Raw genomic sequence first — 16,972 nt, 5'->3', positions numbered from 1 at the left:
GCCGGCGTGAGCGACAAAAACCGCGAAGCCAGCGAGCAACCCCGCGCCGGCCGGTCAGGCCGTCTTGTTCGGAGCGAAGCGGCCAAGCCGCGACAGCGTGAGGATAAAGCAACTTCCTACTTTTCCTGGCTTCGCTGTCTCCTTCCGCTCAGCCGGACGGAAAACCGCTTCGCACTTTTCCTGGCTTCGCTGTCTCCTTTCGCTCAGCCGGACGGAAAACCGCTTCGCACTTTTCCTGGCTTCGCTCTTAATGATGCAGGATCTGACTCAGGAACAGCTTGGTGCGCTCGTGCTGCGGGTCGGTGAAGAACGGCTCCGGCGCGTTCTGCTCCACGATCATGCCGGCGTCCATGAAGATCACCCGGTTCGCGACCTGGCGCGCGAAGCCCATTTCGTGGGTGACGCAGATCATCGTCATACCCGACTGGGCCAGATCAATCATCACGTCGAGCACTTCCTTGATCATCTCCGGATCGAGCGCCGAGGTCGGCTCGTCGAACAGCATGACCTCCGGGTTCATGCACAGCGCCCGCGCGATCGCGACGCGCTGCTGCTGCCCACCCGACAACTGCCCAGGATACTTGTTCGCCTGCTCCGGGATCTTGACCCGCGTCAGGTAGGTCATCGCGACCTCCTCCGCCTGCTTCTTCGGCATTTTGCGGACCCAGATCGGCGCGAGCGTACAGTTTTCCAGGATCGTCAGATGAGGGAACAGGTTGAAGTGCTGGAACACCATGCCGACATCGCGGCGGATCTCATCGATCTTCTTCAGATCGTCGGTGAGCTCGGTGCCGTCGACGACGATCGAACCCGCCTGGTGTTCCTCCAGCCGATTGATACAGCGGATCAACGTCGACTTTCCCGACCCCGACGGTCCGCAGATGACGATGCGTTCCCCCTTGTTCACAGTCAGGTTGATGTCCTTGAGGACGTGGAATTCGCCGAACCATTTGTTGACCCCGACCATCTTGATCATCACCTGGTCGGAAACTTTCATTTGCGCCGGGCCGTTTGTTTGCGGCGCGTCGACATCGGATACTTGGGTCATGGCCGTGCCTCTTTCACTTTGGTCCCCGTGCCCGCGCAATTTGTGCACTATTCGGTAGCGTCATCGCCCGCTCCGGTCCAGACGCTGCTCGATGAAGATCGAGTAGCGCGACATGCCGAAGCAAAAGATCCAGAATACGAACGCCGCGAAGATGTAGCCGGTCGCCGGCGTCACCGGTGACGCCCATTTGGGATCGACCATGCTTAGCTTGACCATGCCGAGCAGGTCGAACAGGCCCACGATCAGGACCAGCGAGGTGTCCTTGAACAGGCCGATAAAGGTGTTCACGATGCCGGGAATGACGTGCTTGAGCGCCTGCGGCAGGATCACCAGCCGCATTTTCTGCCAGTGACCGAGCCCAAGCGCATCCGCCCCCTCATACTGGCCCTTCGGCATCGCCTGCAGCCCGCCGCGCACGACCTCGGCCATATAGGCGGAGGCGAACATAGCCACGCCGATCAGTGCCCTCAGGAGCTTGTCGAAGGTCACATCGTCGGGCAGGAACAGCGGCAGCATCACGCTCGACATGAACAGGATCGTGATCAGCGGAACGCCACGCCAAAACTCGATGAAGGCGACGGAGAACATCCGCACGATCGGCAGCTTGGAGCGCCGGCCGAGGGCAAGCAGAATGCCGATCGGCAACGAGGCCGCGATGCCGCATAGCGCCACCACCAGCGTAACCAGCAGGCCGCCCCAGAGCGGGGTCTCAACCTCGCTCAGGCCGAAATCGATGCTGAGCACGACGAAGATCACCGTCAGCACCGCGAACGGGACCAGCGCCACCACCGCCGGTCGCATCCGTTCGCCGTAGGATCCGCCACCCATCAGCGCCGGCAGAAACACCATCAGTTCCGTCACCGCAAAGGCGAGGACGATGGCGATCCACCAGCTCACCCCGATCTCGAAAGCGCCGCCGGACAGCAGGATCAGCGACAGCACCGGAAAAATGACGAGCAGGAAGATTGCGTTGGCGCTCTTGAATGGCGCGCGCGGGATCGCGATCGGCACCAGCGAAAGCGCCAAGAGCGCGAACACGATGTTGACCCGCCAGCGCTCGTCAACCGGATAGCGACCGTAGATATATTGGGAAAACCGCGCATCCACGAATGCCCAACAGGCCCCGACCTGGGGCCCGAGACATGCCTCCCGGTCCGAGCCAGACCAGACCGCATCGACGAACAGGAACTGGATCGTCGGCGGTACGATCACCCACAGCACGTAAAGCGCCGACAGGGTCAGCAGCGAATTCCAGACGCCTGAGAACAGGTTCTGCCGCAACCAGCCCACAATGCCGCTTTCGCGCACGGGCGGCGGCAGCGCCTCGGCGGGTTCGGATCTGACATACGCGATCTCCATCGTCCGCCCCCTATCGTTCCACCAGCGCCACGTGGGCGTTGAACCAGTTCATGAACGCCGAGGTGGCGAGCGAAATCACCAGATAGACCAGCATGGTGAGGGAAATCACCTCGACCGCCTGGCCGGTCTGGTTGAGCACGGTGCCGGCGAAGACGGAGACAAGATCGGGGTATCCGATCGCGACGGCGAGCGAGGAATTCTTGGTGAGGTTCAGATACTGGCTGGTCAGCGGCGGGATGATCACGCGCATCGCCTGCGGGATGACCACCAGCCATAGCGTCATGCCGGGCTTTAGCCCGAGCGCGTAGGAGGCCTCCGTCTGCCCCCTGCTGACGGCCATGATACCGGCTCGCACGATCTCGGCGATGAAGGCCGCCGTATAGAGCGAAAGCCCCAGAAGCAGCGCGACGAACTCCGGCGTGATTTCAATTCCGCCCGTGAAGTTGAAACCCTTCAGCTCGGGCGTATCGATCCCGATCGATCCCCCCGTCAAGAGGTCGGCGATCAGCGGCAGCCCGACAACCAGGGCAATCCCGACCGGAAAGACGGGAAAGCGCTCGCCCGTGGCCATCTGCCGCCGTTTGGCCCAGCGCGCCAGAAACACCGCTCCGAGGATCCCCACCACCAGGGCGGCGACGACCACATCGCTGCCCGGCCCCATCACCGGGGCCGGCAGGTAGAGGCCGCGGATATTCAAGGACGCGCCGAAGCCCAGGGAGATCGACTGGCGCGGCCCGGGAAGCTGCTTCAGGACCGCGAAATACCAGAAGAACAGCTGCAACAGCAGCGGGATGTTGCGGATCACCTCGACATAGGCGGTGGCGATCTGGCGGATCAGCCAATTGCGCGACAGCCGCATCACGCCGATCAGGAAGCCCACGATCGTCGCCAGCACGATGCCGACGAAGGCGACCAGCAGCGTGTTGAGCAAGCCGACGACGAAGGCGCGGCCATAGGTCGAGGTCGGCGAATAGGAGATCAGCGTTTGAGAGATCTCGAAGCCGGCCGTTTCATCCAGAAAGCCGAAGCCCGACGCGATATGCTGACGCTGCAGATTGGCGATGGCGTTGCTTGCGGCCACGTAGAGCACGAAGCAAACCGCCGCCAGGACCACTGCCTGAAAGAACAGACCGCGAACCTTCGGATCGTAGATGATCGATCCACGCCGAGGCCCGCCATGCGGAGCCTCCGCGCCGTAATCGTGAACCGCCATGAGTGCCCCTCGGAAGGTGAGGTTGTTATTTGGGACACGCGGGACCTAGGTCATGAACTCAGAAATTTGGACGTTCCGGACGGATTTATGAATCCATGACCTAGGACCCCAAAACGAAGAGGGGCGGCCGACTTGTGGTCGACCGCCCCTCAAAGCCGGATCAGCGAACCGGCATACCGTATTGTAGACCGCCGTTGGTCCACAGCGCGTTGATGCCGCGCTCGATCGCCAGCGGCGTATCGGGACCGATGTTGCGATTGAAGATCTCGCCATAGTTACCCACGGCGCCGATCGCATTGGCCGCCCAATCGTTGTCGAGGCCGATGCCCTCGCCATAGGAACCTTCGGCACCGAGCAGACGCTTGATCTCCGGATTGTCGGAGCTCTTCATGTCGTCGACATTGCCCTTGGTCACGCCGAGTTCCTCAGCGTTCACGAGCGCAAAACCGACCCACTTGATCAGATTGAACCACTGATCGTCGCCCTGGCGCACCACCGGGCCGAGCGGTTCCTTGGAGATCACCTCGGGAAGGATCATGTGCTGATCCGCGTCCTTCAGCTTCAGGCGCTCTGCGTAGAGGCCGGAGGCATCGGTCGTGAAGGCGTCGCAGCGGCCGTCGTCATAGGCCTGGATCGCCTCATTGGCCGATTCGAACACCACCGCGTTCAGGTCCATGTCGTTGGCACGGAAATAGTCGGCGAGGTTCAGCTCGGTGGTGGTGCCGGTCTGGACGCAGACCGAGGCGCCGGAGAGCTCCAGCGCGGAGGTGATGCCGAGCGACTTGCGTACCATGAAGCCCTGGCCGTCATAATAGTTGACGCCGGTGAAATTCAGGCCAAGCTGGGTGTCGCGCGACATGGTCCAGGTGGTGTTGCGGACCAGGACGTCGACGGCGCCGGACTGCAGCGCGGTGAAACGCTCCTTGGCGGTGAGCGGGGTAAACTTCACCTTGGATGGATCACCAAAGATTGCCGCCGCATAGGCGCGGCAATAGTCCACATCGAAGCCCGACCATTCGCCCTGGTCGTTGGTGGTGGCGAAGCCGGCAAGGCCGCTGGCATTCGCGCCGCACTGAACGAAGCCTTTCGATTTGACATCGTCGAGCGTGGCCGCGCTCGCTGCGGTGACGCCGAGCCCAAACAGAGCCGCCGCCGCGATCGTACACACGGTCTTGTTCATGATGGTGCCTGCTCTTTCCCTAGAGGTGTCGTTTTGGATGGTACCGCGCGAGGCGTCACCGTGGCGAGCTCACTGGCAACGACGGCAGTCTCGCCCGTCCACCGCCGACGACGATATCTCAGGCTATTCCGCGACGACGGTCAAGGCTTGCGCATGGCGCGAAAAGCGCCGAACACTGCCCGCTCTCGTCAAACCCCTCTCTATTTGTGATGAAATTTGCGTCATGACCAGCAAGACCACACCAAGCGGCGAAGCGGTCGCCACCTGGCTCGCCCATGCCGGCCCGTCGCCGCGCGACTATCACGGCTTCGTCAATCCGCCGGTGGTACACGCGTCCACCGTCATCTTCGACAATCTCGAGGCCTATCAGACGCGCTCCCAGCGCTATGTCTACGGGCTGATGGCGACGCCCACCACGGACGCCCTCACGGACACGGTCACCGAGCTGGAAGGGGCCGCCGGCACCGTTCTGACCGGGTCCGGACTGGAGGCGGTGACCGTTGCGCTGATGTCCTGTGTCAGCGCAGGAGATCACCTCCTGGTTGTGGATAACGTCTACGGGCCGACCCGCCGCTTCTGCGACAAGACGTTGTCGCGCTTCGGCGTGGAGGTGAGCTACTTCGATTCCGGGGTGGGATCGGCGATTGTCGATCAGTTCCGGCCCAATACACGGGCGGTGTTTCTGGAGGCGCCCGGCTCGCTTACTTTCGAGATGCAGGACATTCCGGCAATCGTCGAAGCGGCCCGTCCGCGTGGCATTCTGGTGGCGATCGACAACACCTGGGCGACGCCGCTCTATTATCGCCCGCTCGACCACGGGGTGGACCTGTCGATCCAGGCGGCGACGAAATATTTCGGCGGCCACTCCGATCTCCTGCTCGGCACCGTAGCAGCCAACGAGGCCGCTTTGCCGATGCTACAGGAGACGCGACAGAATCTCGGCGTCAACGCCGCGCCGGACGACGTGTTCATGACCTTGCGCGGCATGCGCACGCTGCCTCTGCGCCTCGCCCGGCACTATGAAAGCGGGCTCACCGTTGCCCGCTGGCTGGTGAGCCGGCCGGAGGTAAAGCGCGTGCTTCATCCCGCGCTGGAGAGCGACCCCGGCCATGCCATCTGGAAGCGCGATTTTACCGGTGCCTGCGGACTGTTCGCGCTGATCCTGCAGCCGGGCTCCCAGGCGCAGCTCTCCGCCTTCGTGGACGGGCTCAGCTATTTCGGCCTCGGCGCCTCCTGGGGCGGGTTCGAAAGCCTGGTAACCTGCCCCGATCCGCGCTCGATGCGCACGGCCACGCCGTGGGCCGAAGACGGCGCGCTTGTGCGGCTGCACATCGGACTTGAGGAACCCGCCGACCTGATCGCGGATCTGGAAGAAGGGCTCAAACGCTGGAAGGCGGCCGGGTAGAGCATTTCCAGGCCAAGTGGGACCCGTTGGCCCTCCGGAAACGCGCCACAGCAAACGGCTAGACCCGCTCTGAGATTCTGTAAGAGGCTGAACGGGTCTAACGGGCGCTTCGGAGCCTTTCGCTCCGCTCCGTCCTGAAAAGAGCAGAGCGGACGGGCTCCGTGATCGGCATTCAAACACCGCTCATTCCCACAAAAGCGGGAATGAGCGGAGTAAAAGGCCTGCCACTTTTCCTGGATTTGTTCTCCACCAGCGCGCGACCGCGCCGGCCGGTCAGGCCGCCCCACCCGGAGCCGGTGAGCGAAGCGAACTCGGCGCGAGCGGAAACAACTTCTCACCGCAAATCCGGACGGAAAACCGGTACCCACTTTTCCTGGATTTGCTCTCCACCAGCGCGCGACCGCGCCAGCCGGTCAGGCCGCCCCACCCGGAGCCGGTGAGCGAAGCGAACTCGGCGCGAGCGGAAACAACTTCTCACCGCAAATCCGGACGGAAAACCGGTACCCACTTTTCCTGGATTTGCTTAGTCCGTCTTCACCAGGGCGGCGCGGTGCTCGCGGAAAATAAGCCAGAGATTGCGCGCGTAGATAATCAGGCCGGCGCCCTGACCGGCGATGAACACCGGGTCCTTCTGGTGCAGCGCGTAGGCGAACAGCATCGAGCCGCCGGCCACGGAGAAGAACCAGAACGTGACCGGCACCACCGACCGGCGCGCCCGTTCGCTCGCGATCCATTGCAGCAGGAAGCGCATGGAGAACATGGCCTGCGCCGCAAAGCCGAGGATCAGCCAGAGATCGAGCTGCGAAACGAAGACGTGGTGGAACCAGTCGGCGATCTGAGCGAAGACGCCTTCACTTCCCATCGGGGAATACCTCCATCGGGCTCTGGATGCGCTTTCTGCGCCGCATGAGCCACCAAACTCCGAACAAGTCGAGCACACCCACCGCCGCGCGGTCCCAAAGGCCATAGTGGGACGCGCCGTAGCGGCGTTCCCGGTCGACCACATCGACATAGCGCACCCTGCCGCCCTCTCGCTTGACGAGCGCCGGCAGATAGCGGTGCCACCCATCGAAATAAGGCAACTCCAGAAACACCTCGCGCCGGATCGCCTTCAGGCCGCAGCCGGTGTCGCGGGTTCCGTCGTTCAGGAGCCCGCGGCGCAAGGCGTTCGCGCCGCGCGAGGCGTAGCGCTTGGCGAAGGAGGCTTTGCGGCCCTGCCGCTCGCCCGCCACCATCACCACGTCCGGGCTGCCCTGGTCGAGAGCTTCGAGCATCGCGGGCATGAATTTCGGGTCGTTTTGGCCATCGCCATCGATGGTGAGGACGACCGCACCGCGGGCGAAGCGTACACCGGTACGAATGCTCGCGCTCTGGCCGCAGGAGTGCGGATGACGGATATGGCGCAGCCAAGGGTCCGCCGACGCCATCTCGCCGAGCAACTTCGGTGTCTCGTCCGTCGAACCGTCGTCGACGACGATCACTTCGAACACCCGGCCTTCGAGCGCGCGCGCGATCTCGGCAATGAGATCCGGCAGATTGCCCGCTTCGTCCTTGGCCGGAATGACCACGGAGACTTCGGGCGCACCGCGTCCTGGATCGAAAGGAGACGACAAGGGGCTCTCAAGGGACAAGGCGGCGACCCGGTTCGCGGGGGGATGGGCAAAAACGGCAAATGGATGGGCGGCGACGGACAACCCGCTACCGCGCGATGGACAGCCTGCTAACCGCCTTCGGCGGCTCAATCAAGGCGTCGCCCTGCGGTAGAGGGTGACATCGAGACGCTTCCCGTTGGCGATATTGACGCCCTCCTCCTGACCGACCTCCTGCAAGGCTACCCCTTTCGCCGCCATTGCCGACAAGGTGACGTCCTTTTCGCGTGCGACGACGGCCAACACCGCACAGGGCTCGCTCTTCATCGCATCGGCGGCCATCTCCGGAGACGCCAGCAGCGTATCGGTGCCGGCGAGGAAGACCAGGCTCATCTCCCGGTAGCCAACGGAGACGAGGCGCGGGTCGGGACAACCGGCCACTTCGGCGGTCGCGTCGGCGATGCGGGGGGCTAGCCACACGCTTTTCAGGTTCGGAATCACCAAACCCCAGGCCGTGGCATTGAGGATCACCCCCGCCCCGGCGACGGCGAGAACGGCACGAACCCGGTCCTGATCGGCCGCAACCCGCCGCGCGGCCTGCACCGCCAGCACTGCGGCAATCGCGACCAGCACCACGGCGACGATCGAGACCTGATCGCCCAAAACCAGGGGCAGCGCGATCGTCGCCGGAAACAGAAGCACGGCCACGCTCGCCAGCTCGAACGCCCCGAGCCAGCGCAGCCAGCGCCATTCCAGTGGCCGCGACTCTTCCAGATAGATGGCCGCCACCGCAATCGACAGCGCCGGCAGCAGCGGCAGCGTGTAGTGCGGCAGCTTGGTGGAGACGATCTCGAACACGATCCACGACGGCACGGCCCACGCCATCAGGAAGCGGATCGCAGGCGTCGCACGCGCCGCCCAGATGGCGCCGGCGCCGGCAACGGTCAGCGGCATCACCGGCCAGGCGACCGCGACGGACAGCACCAGATGGGTGAACGGCGGCGCCCAGTGACCCTCCTGCCCGCTTCCCGCCTTACCCAGGAAGTCCTTCATGACCGCTTCCTGGAAGAAAGCGCCGTCGGTGGCCAGATGGATCGCCACGAACCAAGGAAGCACCAGCGCGAGCAACAGCAGAAGACCGGGCAGCCAGCGAATGCGCCCGAGCCAGCGCCAATTGGCGCGGTCAGAAAGCGTGAGCCAGGCGATCGTCAGACCGCTGACCATCAGTACGATCGGACCTTTGACCAACACGCCGGCGGCGACCGCGACCCAGAACAGAAACGGCCAGCCAAGTAGCGACGGACGCGGCCTGGCCATCCAGATCCGCGCCAGGGCCGCCTGGGCCCAGACGACGCAGCCAAGTAGCGCCGCATCGGTCTTGCCGAGGTGCGACTCCACGCTCAAAACCACGATGGAAAGCGTCAGGAAGCCGGCCGCAAGGGCCGCCGGTCGCCCGAGAAAGGTGCGCGCAGCCACCACGGTGCCCAGCACCGCCAATACCGCGCCGACGAGCGACGGCAACCGATAGGCCCAGAGCGAACCGTCCGCCCCGGTGGCCTCGACGGCGAGGGCCTGCAGCCAGTAGATCCCGATCGGCTTTTTGTAGCGTGGCTCGTCCTGCAGGCGGATATCGACGAAATTGCCGCTCTCCACCATCTGCTTGGTGGCCTGCACGTAGCGGGGTTCGTCGCGATCGATCGGCGGCACGCTGGCAAGGCCGGGCAGGAACGCCAGCACCGAAAGCAACGCCAAAAGCGCGATCGACAGACGGAAATGGTTGGTCACGAACCCGGTAAGTCCGCCGAGGCCCGACGCGGAGCCGCGAACTGCGGGATCGCCGAACGACGGCGAAGGGGCGGAAATGGTCGACTTCCTTTACTGACGGGTGCGGGCGCGGGGAACACTCCCTCCCGGCCGCACGGCGCGTGATAGCCGGTGGCGACATTCAAGGTCAACGCGGCGAAATTAGGGGTGGCCGGGGCATGAAAAGGCGATCGTCGTTCGCCGCAGATTCCACTAGGACCAGCGAGCGGCTTCAAGATAGGCTTCTGAGATGAACGGTGCGGCTTTGCCTGACCTTCCCACGATTGAGGACATTCGCGATGCCGCCCGCCGCCTCGCCGGTTATGCCGTCCGCACGCCGCTGTTGCAGGCCGAGGCGCTTAATGTCCAGGCCGGCGGTCGGGTGTTCGTGAAGGCGGAGTCCCTCCAGCGCACGGGGTCATTCAAGTTTCGCGGCGCCTACAATCGGCTGTCGCTGATTCCCGAGCCCGAGCGGCCGGCGGGCGTGATCGCGCGCTCATCGGGCAACCATGCCCAAGGCGTTGCCGAAGCCGCCCGGCTGCTCGGCATGCCGGCCACCATAGTCATGCCGTCGGACGCCCCCGCCATCAAGCGCGCGCGAACCCTGCGCTCCGGCGCACGCCTCGTCGACTACGACCGCGCACGGGAGGACCGGGACGCGGTCGCCGAAGCCCTCGGCCGCGAACTCGGCGCGACCCAGGTGCATCCCTTCGACGATCCGGGCGTAATTGCCGGCCAGGGCACCGTCGGGCTCGAGATCGTCGAGACGTTGAGCGAACGCGGCATCCACCCCGATCTGGTGCTGGTGCCGGCGGGCGGCGGCGGACTGACGGCGGGCGTCGGGCTCGCGGTCAAGGCCGCATGGCCCGAGGTCGCGCTCGTCACGGTGGAGCCAGAGGGCTTCGACGACCAGGCCCGTTCCTTCCAGACCGGCCAGCGGCAATCGAACACCCGGCTTACCGGCTCGATCGCCGATGCCTTGCTGTCGCCCACCCCGGGGCGACTGACCTTCGAGATCAACCGACATCAAGTCGCATACGGCGTCAGCGTTGACGACGCGGCGCTGCTGGCCGCCATGGCCGCGGCCGCTTCGGAACTGAAAGCCATCCTTGAGCCCGGCGGCGCGGCCGCGCTCGCCGCGCTTCTCCACCGCGCCGTGGACCTCCAAGGCCGCACGGCCGTGGTGATCGCCTCCGGCGGAAACGTCGATCCGCAGATGTTCGCCCGAGCGCTTTCAGGCGAAGGGGAGATCGGTTCGCCGTCCGAACACGCGTCAAACTAACGACTCTACGCGTTTGCCGATTTCGCTAACCCCAAAGCTCCGGCTCGGGCGGGTACAAAAGCGAGCCTTCGTAGCGCAAGCTGGGGTCCCGGTCCTCGGCCAGAAGCAACGGCCCGTCGAGATCGACGACAGCAGCCTTTTGCGCCACCAGCACCGCTGGCGCCATCGCAAGCGACGTCGAGACCATGCAGCCCACCATGATCGTCAGGCCCAGCCGCTCCGCCTCCGCCGCCATGACCAGCGCTTCCGTCAGGCCGCCGGCCTTGTCGAGCTTGATGTTGACGGCATCGTAGCGCGCCGTGAGGTCCGCCAGGTCGGCGGCAACATGGACGCTTTCGTCGGCGCATACCGGCACCGGCCGTCGGACCGTGGCCAGCAAGCCGTCGCGATCGGCCGGCAGCGGCTGCTCGACAAGCTCCACGCCGGCGTCCGCGCAGGCGGTAATGTTCTCGAAATAGGTGTCCTTGCTCCACGCCTCGTTGGCGTCGACGATCAAGCGGGCGTTGGGCGCGCCGGCCCGCACTGCCTTGATGCGCTCCACATCGCCGACACCGCCCAGCTTCACCTTCAAAAGCGGACGGTCGGCGGCGACTTCGGCCGCAGCCCGCATGGTTTCCGGGTCCGCCAGGCTGAGCGTGTAGGCCGTCGTCACGGGCTCCAGGCTTGCAAGACCGGCGGAGGTGAAGGCGCGCACGCCGGAGGCCTTCGCCTCCAGATCGAACAGCGCGCAATCGAGCGCGTTGCGCGCCGCACCGGGCGGCATCTCGTTGCGCAGCGTTTCGCGGTCGATCCCGCCGGCGATCGGGGCGGCCATGGACTCCAGCGCCGCGACCACGTCCTCCGCGCTCTCGCCATAGCGGCTATAGGGCGTGCCCTCTCCGCGGCCGCGATGGGCGCCGTCGGTCACTTCGGCCACGACCACGACGACTTCGGTCCGGCTCCCCCGGGAGATCCGGAATTCGCCGGCAATCGGGAATCGATCGACAGTGACGGTGAGGCTTCGGGTCATGCGGTGGGAAAGCTCCGTTTGATCTCCTCGACGATCGGGGCCACGCCGAAGCGGACCGGATCGGTCGCAGGCAGGCCGTGTTCGCCGGCCATCTCGTCCAGCATGGCGCGGGCCTCGGCCTCGCCGAGCGCAGCGGTGTTGACGGCGATGCCGACGCAGCGGATCTCCGGATTGGTCAGGCTGCCGCAGCGCACGGTCAGATCGATGACCTCGCGAATCGACGGCAGCGGATGCTGGACGCCGCGCATCTTGGTGCGCGTCGGCTCGTGGCAGACCACGAAGGCGTCCGGCTGGGAGCCGTGCAGAAGGCCGAGGGAAACGCCCGCGAAAGAGGGATGGAACAGAGATCCCTGCCCCTCCACGAGATCCCAATGATTCGGATCGGCAGCCGGCGTCAGCCACTCCGCCGCGCCGGAGATGAAGTCGGCCACGACGGCGTCGATCGCCACGCCGCGCCCGGAGATGAACACGCCGGTCTGCCCCGTGGCCTTGAAGTCGGCATCGAAGCCGGCATCGCGCATGCCGCTTTCCAGCGCCAGCACGGTATACTTCTTGCCGACCGAGCAATCGGTCCCGACGGTGAGAAGCCGCCTGCCCGGACGCTTGGCGCCCTTGCCGGTCGCGAAGCGTTCGGTGGAATGGCGCACGTCGAGCAGCTGGCCGCCGTGGGCCTCCGCCGCGGCCTTGATCTCGGGAATATCGGACAGCTTTTGATGCAGGCCGGTGGCAACGTCCATGCCGGCTTCCAGCGCCGCAACGATCGAGGCGACCCAATGGTCCGGCAACACGCCGCCGGCATTCACCGCCCCTACGACCATGGTGCGCGCCCCGGCCCGCGCGCCCGCGGCCGCGTCCATGTCCGGCAATCCGGCATCGGCGGCGCAGCCCTCCAGGCGCCATTGGCCGACGCACCAGTCGCGCCGCCAATCGACGATACCGAGCGCGGTCTTAGCCGCCAGCGCATCCGGGACATCGCCAAGAAACAGGAGGTAGGGTGTCTTGAGTTCCATAGTCTGTCCGTATCTGGGAGAAGGAACGGGCGCGGGTGCGCCTCTCGACGTGCGATGCCGGAGACACTAACACTTTGCATAGGGTTTGCCAGTGGCGCGCCGGCATAGGTGCTACGCAGCCACGCGGGCCGAGCCAAGCAGCCGCAAAGGCCGGGAATGAACGTACAGTCGGTTCAAGAAACAGCGCGGCTGAAGGTGGACGACGCCGATTCGGAGATGCCGACGATCGCCGTCTCCGGACCGTGGACGCTGGCGCAGGCGCGGCTGGCGGAAGATCTGGTGGAAACGGTCTCGCTACCCAACGCGCAGAATGTGACGATCGAGCTCGGTGGCGTGACCGCGCTCGACACCGCCGGCACCTGGCTGCTGCACCGCCTGCGCGCCGGGCTGGAATTCCGTGGCGCGCGGGTCGAGCTCGCCAACGTGGAAGACCGCTTCGCGCCGCTCTTCGCGGAGATCGAAACCCATGTCCCGCGCCAGTGGAAACCGCGCCGGACCGGCATTTCCATTGTCGCCGGGCTGGAGGCCATCGGCCGACAGGCGGAAATCCTGTGGAAAGACGCGATCTCCGTGGTCAGCATTCTCGGCGCCTTCGGCATCGGCCTTGCCGCCGCCCTGTTCAATCCCTCCCGCCTGCGCGGCACCTCCATCCTCGCCAATTTCGATCGCGCCTGCCGCGGCGCGGTGCCGATCGTGGCGCTGATGTCGTTCCTCATCGGGCTGATCATCGCCCAGCAGGGCGGCTTCTATCTGCGCCAGTTCGGCGCGGAGACCTTCGTGGTCGACCTGGTCGGCGTGCTGGTCTTGCGCGAAATGGGCGTGCTCCTGACGGCGATCATGGTCGCCGGCCGCTCCGGCAGCGCCTACACCGCCGAGATCGGCTCCATGAAGATGCGCGAGGAGATCGACGCCTTGAAGGTGCTCGGCCTGGAGCCGGTCGAGATCCTGGTGATCCCCCGCCTGATGGCGCTGATGCTCGCGCTGCCGCTGTTGACCTTCATCGCCGATATCGCCGCCCTCGCCGGTGCGGCCGTGGTCTGCTGGACCTATATGGGCATCCCTCCGGAAGCCTTCCTGCAGCGCCTGCACGAGGCGGTCAGCATGGAGGAACTGGTGGTCGGGCTCGCCAAGGGGCCTTTCATGGCGTTGATCGTCGGTTTGATCGCCTGCGCCGAAGGCCTCAAGGTTGGCGGCAGCGCCGAATCGCTCGGCGAGAAGACCACCACCTCCGTCGTGAAGGCGATCTTCATGGTCATCGTCGTCGACGGCTTGTTCGCGATCTTCTTCTCCGCGATGGGGATCTGACAAATGGCCGTTGCCTCGGCACCCGAAGCGCCTTCCCTCTCCGAGCCCCAAGACGGCGGCGGCTCTGAGCACGACATCATCCTGAAGGCGCGCGGCGTTACCGTCGGCTTCGGCGACACGCTGATCCTCAAGGACCTGGACCTCGACGTCTATCGCGGCGAAATCCTTGGCTTCGTGGGCGGCTCCGGCACCGGCAAATCGGTGCTGATGCGAACGATCCTGCGGCTGATGCCCAAGCGCGCGGGCACGATCGAGGTGTTCGGTCACGATCTGGACCGACTGTCGGTGAACGAGCTGTCCGATCTGGAGCAGCGCTGGGGCGTGCTTTTCCAGATGGGTGCCCTATTCTCTTCGCTGACGGTGAAGCAGAATGTTCAGGTTCCGATGCGCGAGCACCTGGATCTCAGCCAGCGGCTGATGGACGAACTTGCGCTTTTGAAGCTGGAACTCGTTGGTCTTCCGCGCGAATCGGCGGAAAAGTTCCCCTCCGAACTCTCGGGGGGCATGGTGAAGCGCGCGAGCTTGGCCCGTGCGCTTGCCCTCGACCCGCAACTGGTGTTTCTCGACGAACCGACCTCGGGTCTCGACCCGATCGGAGCAGGAGATTTCGACATTCTGATCCGGAATCTGCGCGACACGCTCGGCCTTACCGTCTACATGGTCACCCATGACCTCGACAGCCTCCACACCGTGTGCGATCGCATCGCGGTGCTCGCCGAGAAACGCGTGCTTCTGACCGGAACGATGGACGACATGTTGCAGTCGGATCATCCCTGGGTGCGTTCGTACTTCCATGGCGTCCGTGGCAGCCGGTTGGCAGGCTGAACGGGAATGGAAACACGCGCCAATTATATCGCCGTCGGATTGTTCGTGCTTGCCGTGCTGGCGGGCGCGCTCGGCTTCGTCTACTGGCTCTACTCGTCCGGCAACACCACCCAGCGCACGCCGATCCGGGTCATTTTCCATGATCCGGTGACCGGGCTTTCCGTCGGCAGCGCGGTGATCTTCAACGGGATCCGCATCGGCGACGTGACCAAGCTCGGCTTCGTGGCGCCCGATTCGCCCGTCGTGCTGGTCGAGGCGCAGGTCGACCGCAACGCCCCGCTGAAAACCGATACCAAGGCGGAGCTCGGCGTTCAGGGTCTGACCGGCGTTTCCTACATTTCCCTGTCCGGCGGCCAGGCGTCCTCACCCTCGCTCTTTAGCAAGGAAGGCGTGCCGGAAATCACCGCCCAGCGCTCCGCGATCCAGGACCTTCTGGAGGGCGCGCGCAGCATTCTCGTCAAGGCGGACGAGGCGGTGGACAATCTGAACAAGGTGATTTCCGACAACCGGGAAAAGATTTCCCAGACCGTCTCGAACGTCGAGACCTTCTCCAACGCGCTTGCGGAGAACTCCGACAATATCGACCGGCTGATCACCGATATCTCCGATGCCGGCGCGGCCATTGCCAAGGTGGCGCCGCACGTCGAATCGGTGGTTTCGCGCGCCGATACCCTGCTTGCCGAAGTTCAGCCGCAGGACGTGCGCACCGTGGTCGACAACGTCGTCACCTTCTCCAACCACCTGGTGGGCTTCCAGGACGACGTCACGAAGATCGTCACCGACGTGACCAAGGCCGCGCAGGATCTGCAGGTCTTCGCCAGCGGTCTCAACAAGTCGCTGGAGGACGTCGACCAATTGATTACGTCGCTCAACGCCAGCCAGATCCAGTCGATCGTGGATGGCGTGCAGTCGGTGGTCGCGGCCATCTCGGGGCGGACCGACGAGATCGACAGCCTCATCGCCGATGCCAGCGCGAGCGCGGCGCATATCCGCACCATCAGCGAGACCGTCTCCGACCAGAACGCCGACATCCAACAGACAATTGCCGCCGTGCGCAGCGCAAGCGAGCGCGCCGATGGCATTCTGGCCAGCTTGCAGCCGACGGCGGACCGGCTCGACGGCATTCTCGCCGCCGTCGATCCGACCCAGATCCACACCATTGTGGACAACGTCCAATCGGTGGTCTCCACCTTCGCCGGGCGGACTCAGGAGATCGACAGCTTCATTGCCGATGCAAGCGTGAGCGCTGCGAACGTGCGCACCGTCAGCCAGACGGTCTCCGACCAGAATGCGGAGATCCAGCAGGCGATCGCCTCCATCAGCAGCGCGAGCGCGCGTGCCGACAGCTTGCTTGCCAGCCTGCAGCCGACGGTCGACCAGCTCGACGGGTTGCTGGCCGCCATCGATCCCGCCAAGGTTGGCACCATCGTGGACAATGTCGGCAATGTGGTGCAGGCGGTGTCCGATCGCTCCGAGGACATCAGCGCGATGATCGCCGATGCCCGCGATACGGCGGCAAGTGCGCGCGCTTTCGCCGACAAGCTCGACGCCCAGAAGGACACCGTCGACCAGGTCGCGCAGAACGCCCGCGAGATCTCCGACAAGCTCAACGCGGCCTCGACCCGGGTCAACGATCTCGTCGACAAAGTCGGCACGATGGTCGAGGGCGACGGACAGGGGCTGATCACCGAGGCAACCGAGGCGTTCCGGGCGATCAAGGTGATCGCGCAGGCCTTCGAAAGCCGGGCGGTGCCGATCTCGGCCGGCCTGGAGCGCTTCTCGACCTCGGGCGTCGACGACTTCCGCGGCGTGATGGACCAGGCGCGCCAGACGCTGCGCGAGATCGAGCGCACCTTCAGCAACCTTGACCGCAACCCGAGCCGGGTGATCTTCGGTGGTCCCGAAGGCCCCCGTTATCAGCCCCAGCGACGTTAGTGACCGTCG

14 protein-coding genes are annotated in these 16,972 nt (G+C 65.0%); 5 read left to right on the top strand and 9 right to left on the bottom strand.

Annotated elements, in window-relative coordinates:
* Positions 1–247: 247 nt before the first annotated feature.
* The 4 genes from HNS03_RS03035 to HNS03_RS03020 all read right to left on the bottom strand — a co-directional run bounded on the left by HNS03_RS03035 (position 248) and on the right by HNS03_RS03020 (position 4,800).
* Complete coding sequence (locus tag HNS03_RS03035) at positions 248–1,048, bottom strand: amino acid ABC transporter ATP-binding protein (RefSeq protein WP_367192984.1); 801 nt, start codon at positions 1,046–1,048, stop codon at positions 248–250.
* 60 nt (positions 1,049–1,108) lie between these two features.
* The gene (locus HNS03_RS03030) at positions 1,109–2,407 is read right to left on the bottom strand and encodes an amino acid ABC transporter permease (RefSeq protein ID WP_367192982.1); all 1,299 of its coding nucleotides are present in this window, start codon (positions 2,405–2,407) and stop codon (positions 1,109–1,111) included.
* Positions 2,408–2,417: 10 nt separating this feature from the next.
* The gene (locus tag HNS03_RS03025) at positions 2,418–3,620 is read right to left on the bottom strand and encodes an amino acid ABC transporter permease (protein WP_367192981.1); all 1,203 of its coding nucleotides are present in this window, start codon (positions 3,618–3,620) and stop codon (positions 2,418–2,420) included.
* 160 nt (positions 3,621–3,780) lie between these two features.
* A complete protein-coding gene (locus HNS03_RS03020; RefSeq protein ID WP_367192979.1) occupies positions 3,781–4,800 on the bottom strand; it encodes an amino acid ABC transporter substrate-binding protein in 1,020 nt (339 codons plus the stop codon).
* 223 nt (positions 4,801–5,023) lie between these two features.
* Here HNS03_RS03020 and metC point away from each other — a divergent pair, with 223 nt between their 5' ends.
* Positions 5,024–6,205: a cystathionine beta-lyase gene (gene metC / locus HNS03_RS03015; RefSeq protein WP_367192978.1), complete on the top strand. Its 1,182-nt coding sequence runs from the start codon at positions 5,024–5,026 to the stop codon at positions 6,203–6,205.
* Between the two features lie 523 nt (positions 6,206–6,728).
* On the opposite strand, the gene HNS03_RS03010 is transcribed toward metC, so the two are convergent.
* The 3 genes from HNS03_RS03010 to HNS03_RS03000 all read right to left on the bottom strand — a co-directional run bounded on the left by HNS03_RS03010 (position 6,729) and on the right by HNS03_RS03000 (position 9,579).
* Entirely contained in the window at positions 6,729–7,067 is a 339-nt protein-coding gene (locus HNS03_RS03010; RefSeq protein WP_367192976.1) for a lipid-A-disaccharide synthase N-terminal domain-containing protein, read from the bottom strand.
* Positions 7,057–7,818, bottom strand: a complete 762-nt coding sequence (locus HNS03_RS03005; RefSeq protein ID WP_367192975.1) for a glycosyltransferase family 2 protein — start codon at positions 7,816–7,818, stop codon at positions 7,057–7,059. Before HNS03_RS03005 ends, HNS03_RS03010 begins: the two co-directional genes overlap by 11 nt.
* 129 nt (positions 7,819–7,947) lie before the next feature.
* The gene (locus tag HNS03_RS03000; protein WP_367192973.1) at positions 7,948–9,579 is read right to left on the bottom strand and encodes an ArnT family glycosyltransferase; all 1,632 of its coding nucleotides are present in this window, start codon (positions 9,577–9,579) and stop codon (positions 7,948–7,950) included.
* Between the two features lie 268 nt (positions 9,580–9,847).
* Between HNS03_RS03000 and HNS03_RS02995 the strand changes: the two genes are divergently transcribed.
* Positions 9,848–10,879: a threonine/serine dehydratase gene (locus tag HNS03_RS02995; RefSeq protein ID WP_367192971.1), complete on the top strand. Its 1,032-nt coding sequence runs from the start codon at positions 9,848–9,850 to the stop codon at positions 10,877–10,879.
* A 25-nt stretch (positions 10,880–10,904) separates the two neighbouring features.
* Here the strand turns inward: HNS03_RS02995 and dgcA are convergent, their stop codons facing one another.
* Positions 10,905–11,888, bottom strand: a complete 984-nt coding sequence (gene dgcA, locus HNS03_RS02990) for an N-acetyl-D-Glu racemase DgcA (protein ID WP_367192970.1) — start codon at positions 11,886–11,888, stop codon at positions 10,905–10,907.
* Positions 11,885–12,898, bottom strand: a complete 1,014-nt coding sequence (gene dgcN / locus HNS03_RS02985; protein ID WP_367192968.1) for an N-acetyltransferase DgcN — start codon at positions 12,896–12,898, stop codon at positions 11,885–11,887. The genes dgcA and dgcN overlap by 4 nt, the downstream gene beginning before the upstream one ends.
* Before the next feature lie 156 nt (positions 12,899–13,054).
* Here dgcN and HNS03_RS02980 point away from each other — a divergent pair, with 156 nt between their 5' ends.
* Genes HNS03_RS02980 through HNS03_RS02970 form a run of 3 tightly spaced genes read left to right on the top strand, consistent with a single transcriptional unit; the run spans position 13,055 to position 16,963 of the window.
* Entirely contained in the window at positions 13,055–14,203 is a 1,149-nt protein-coding gene (locus HNS03_RS02980; RefSeq protein WP_367192967.1) for an ABC transporter permease, read from the top strand.
* Between the two features lie 3 nt (positions 14,204–14,206).
* A complete protein-coding gene (locus HNS03_RS02975; RefSeq protein WP_367192965.1) occupies positions 14,207–15,028 on the top strand; it encodes an ABC transporter ATP-binding protein in 822 nt (273 codons plus the stop codon).
* Positions 15,029–15,034: 6 nt separating this feature from the next.
* Positions 15,035–16,963, top strand: coding sequence for an MlaD family protein (locus HNS03_RS02970; protein WP_367192963.1), 1,929 nt, complete (start codon positions 15,035–15,037; stop codon positions 16,961–16,963).
* Positions 16,964–16,972 lie beyond the last annotated feature (9 nt).

The sequence above is a fragment of the Amorphus sp. 3PC139-8 genome (assembly GCF_040750475.1).
Taxonomy (GTDB): Bacteria; Pseudomonadota; Alphaproteobacteria; order Rhizobiales; family Amorphaceae; genus Amorphus.
Note: the sequence above shows the minus strand (reverse complement) of the source record. Positions and strands in the feature narration are given on the sequence as shown.

Coding starts and splice junctions, on each gene's coding strand:
- HNS03_RS03035 (WP_367192984.1), bottom strand. CDS start 1,048: ATGACCCAAGTATCCGATGTCGACGCGCCGCAAACAAACGGCCCGGCG.
- HNS03_RS03030 (WP_367192982.1), bottom strand. CDS start 2,407: ATGGAGATCGCGTATGTCAGATCCGAACCCGCCGAGGCGCTGCCGCCG.
- HNS03_RS03025 (WP_367192981.1), bottom strand. CDS start 3,620: ATGGCGGTTCACGATTACGGCGCGGAGGCTCCGCATGGCGGGCCTCGG.
- HNS03_RS03020 (WP_367192979.1), bottom strand. CDS start 4,800: ATGAACAAGACCGTGTGTACGATCGCGGCGGCGGCTCTGTTTGGGCTC.
- metC (WP_367192978.1), top strand. CDS start 5,024: ATGACCAGCAAGACCACACCAAGCGGCGAAGCGGTCGCCACCTGGCTC.
- HNS03_RS03010 (WP_367192976.1), bottom strand. CDS start 7,067: ATGGGAAGTGAAGGCGTCTTCGCTCAGATCGCCGACTGGTTCCACCAC.
- HNS03_RS02995 (WP_367192971.1), top strand. CDS start 9,848: ATGAACGGTGCGGCTTTGCCTGACCTTCCCACGATTGAGGACATTCGC.
- dgcA (WP_367192970.1), bottom strand. CDS start 11,888: ATGACCCGAAGCCTCACCGTCACTGTCGATCGATTCCCGATTGCCGGC.
- dgcN (WP_367192968.1), bottom strand. CDS start 12,898: ATGGAACTCAAGACACCCTACCTCCTGTTTCTTGGCGATGTCCCGGAT.
- HNS03_RS02980 (WP_367192967.1), top strand. CDS start 13,055: ATGAACGTACAGTCGGTTCAAGAAACAGCGCGGCTGAAGGTGGACGAC.
- HNS03_RS02975 (WP_367192965.1), top strand. CDS start 14,207: ATGGCCGTTGCCTCGGCACCCGAAGCGCCTTCCCTCTCCGAGCCCCAA.
- HNS03_RS02970 (WP_367192963.1), top strand. CDS start 15,035: ATGGAAACACGCGCCAATTATATCGCCGTCGGATTGTTCGTGCTTGCC.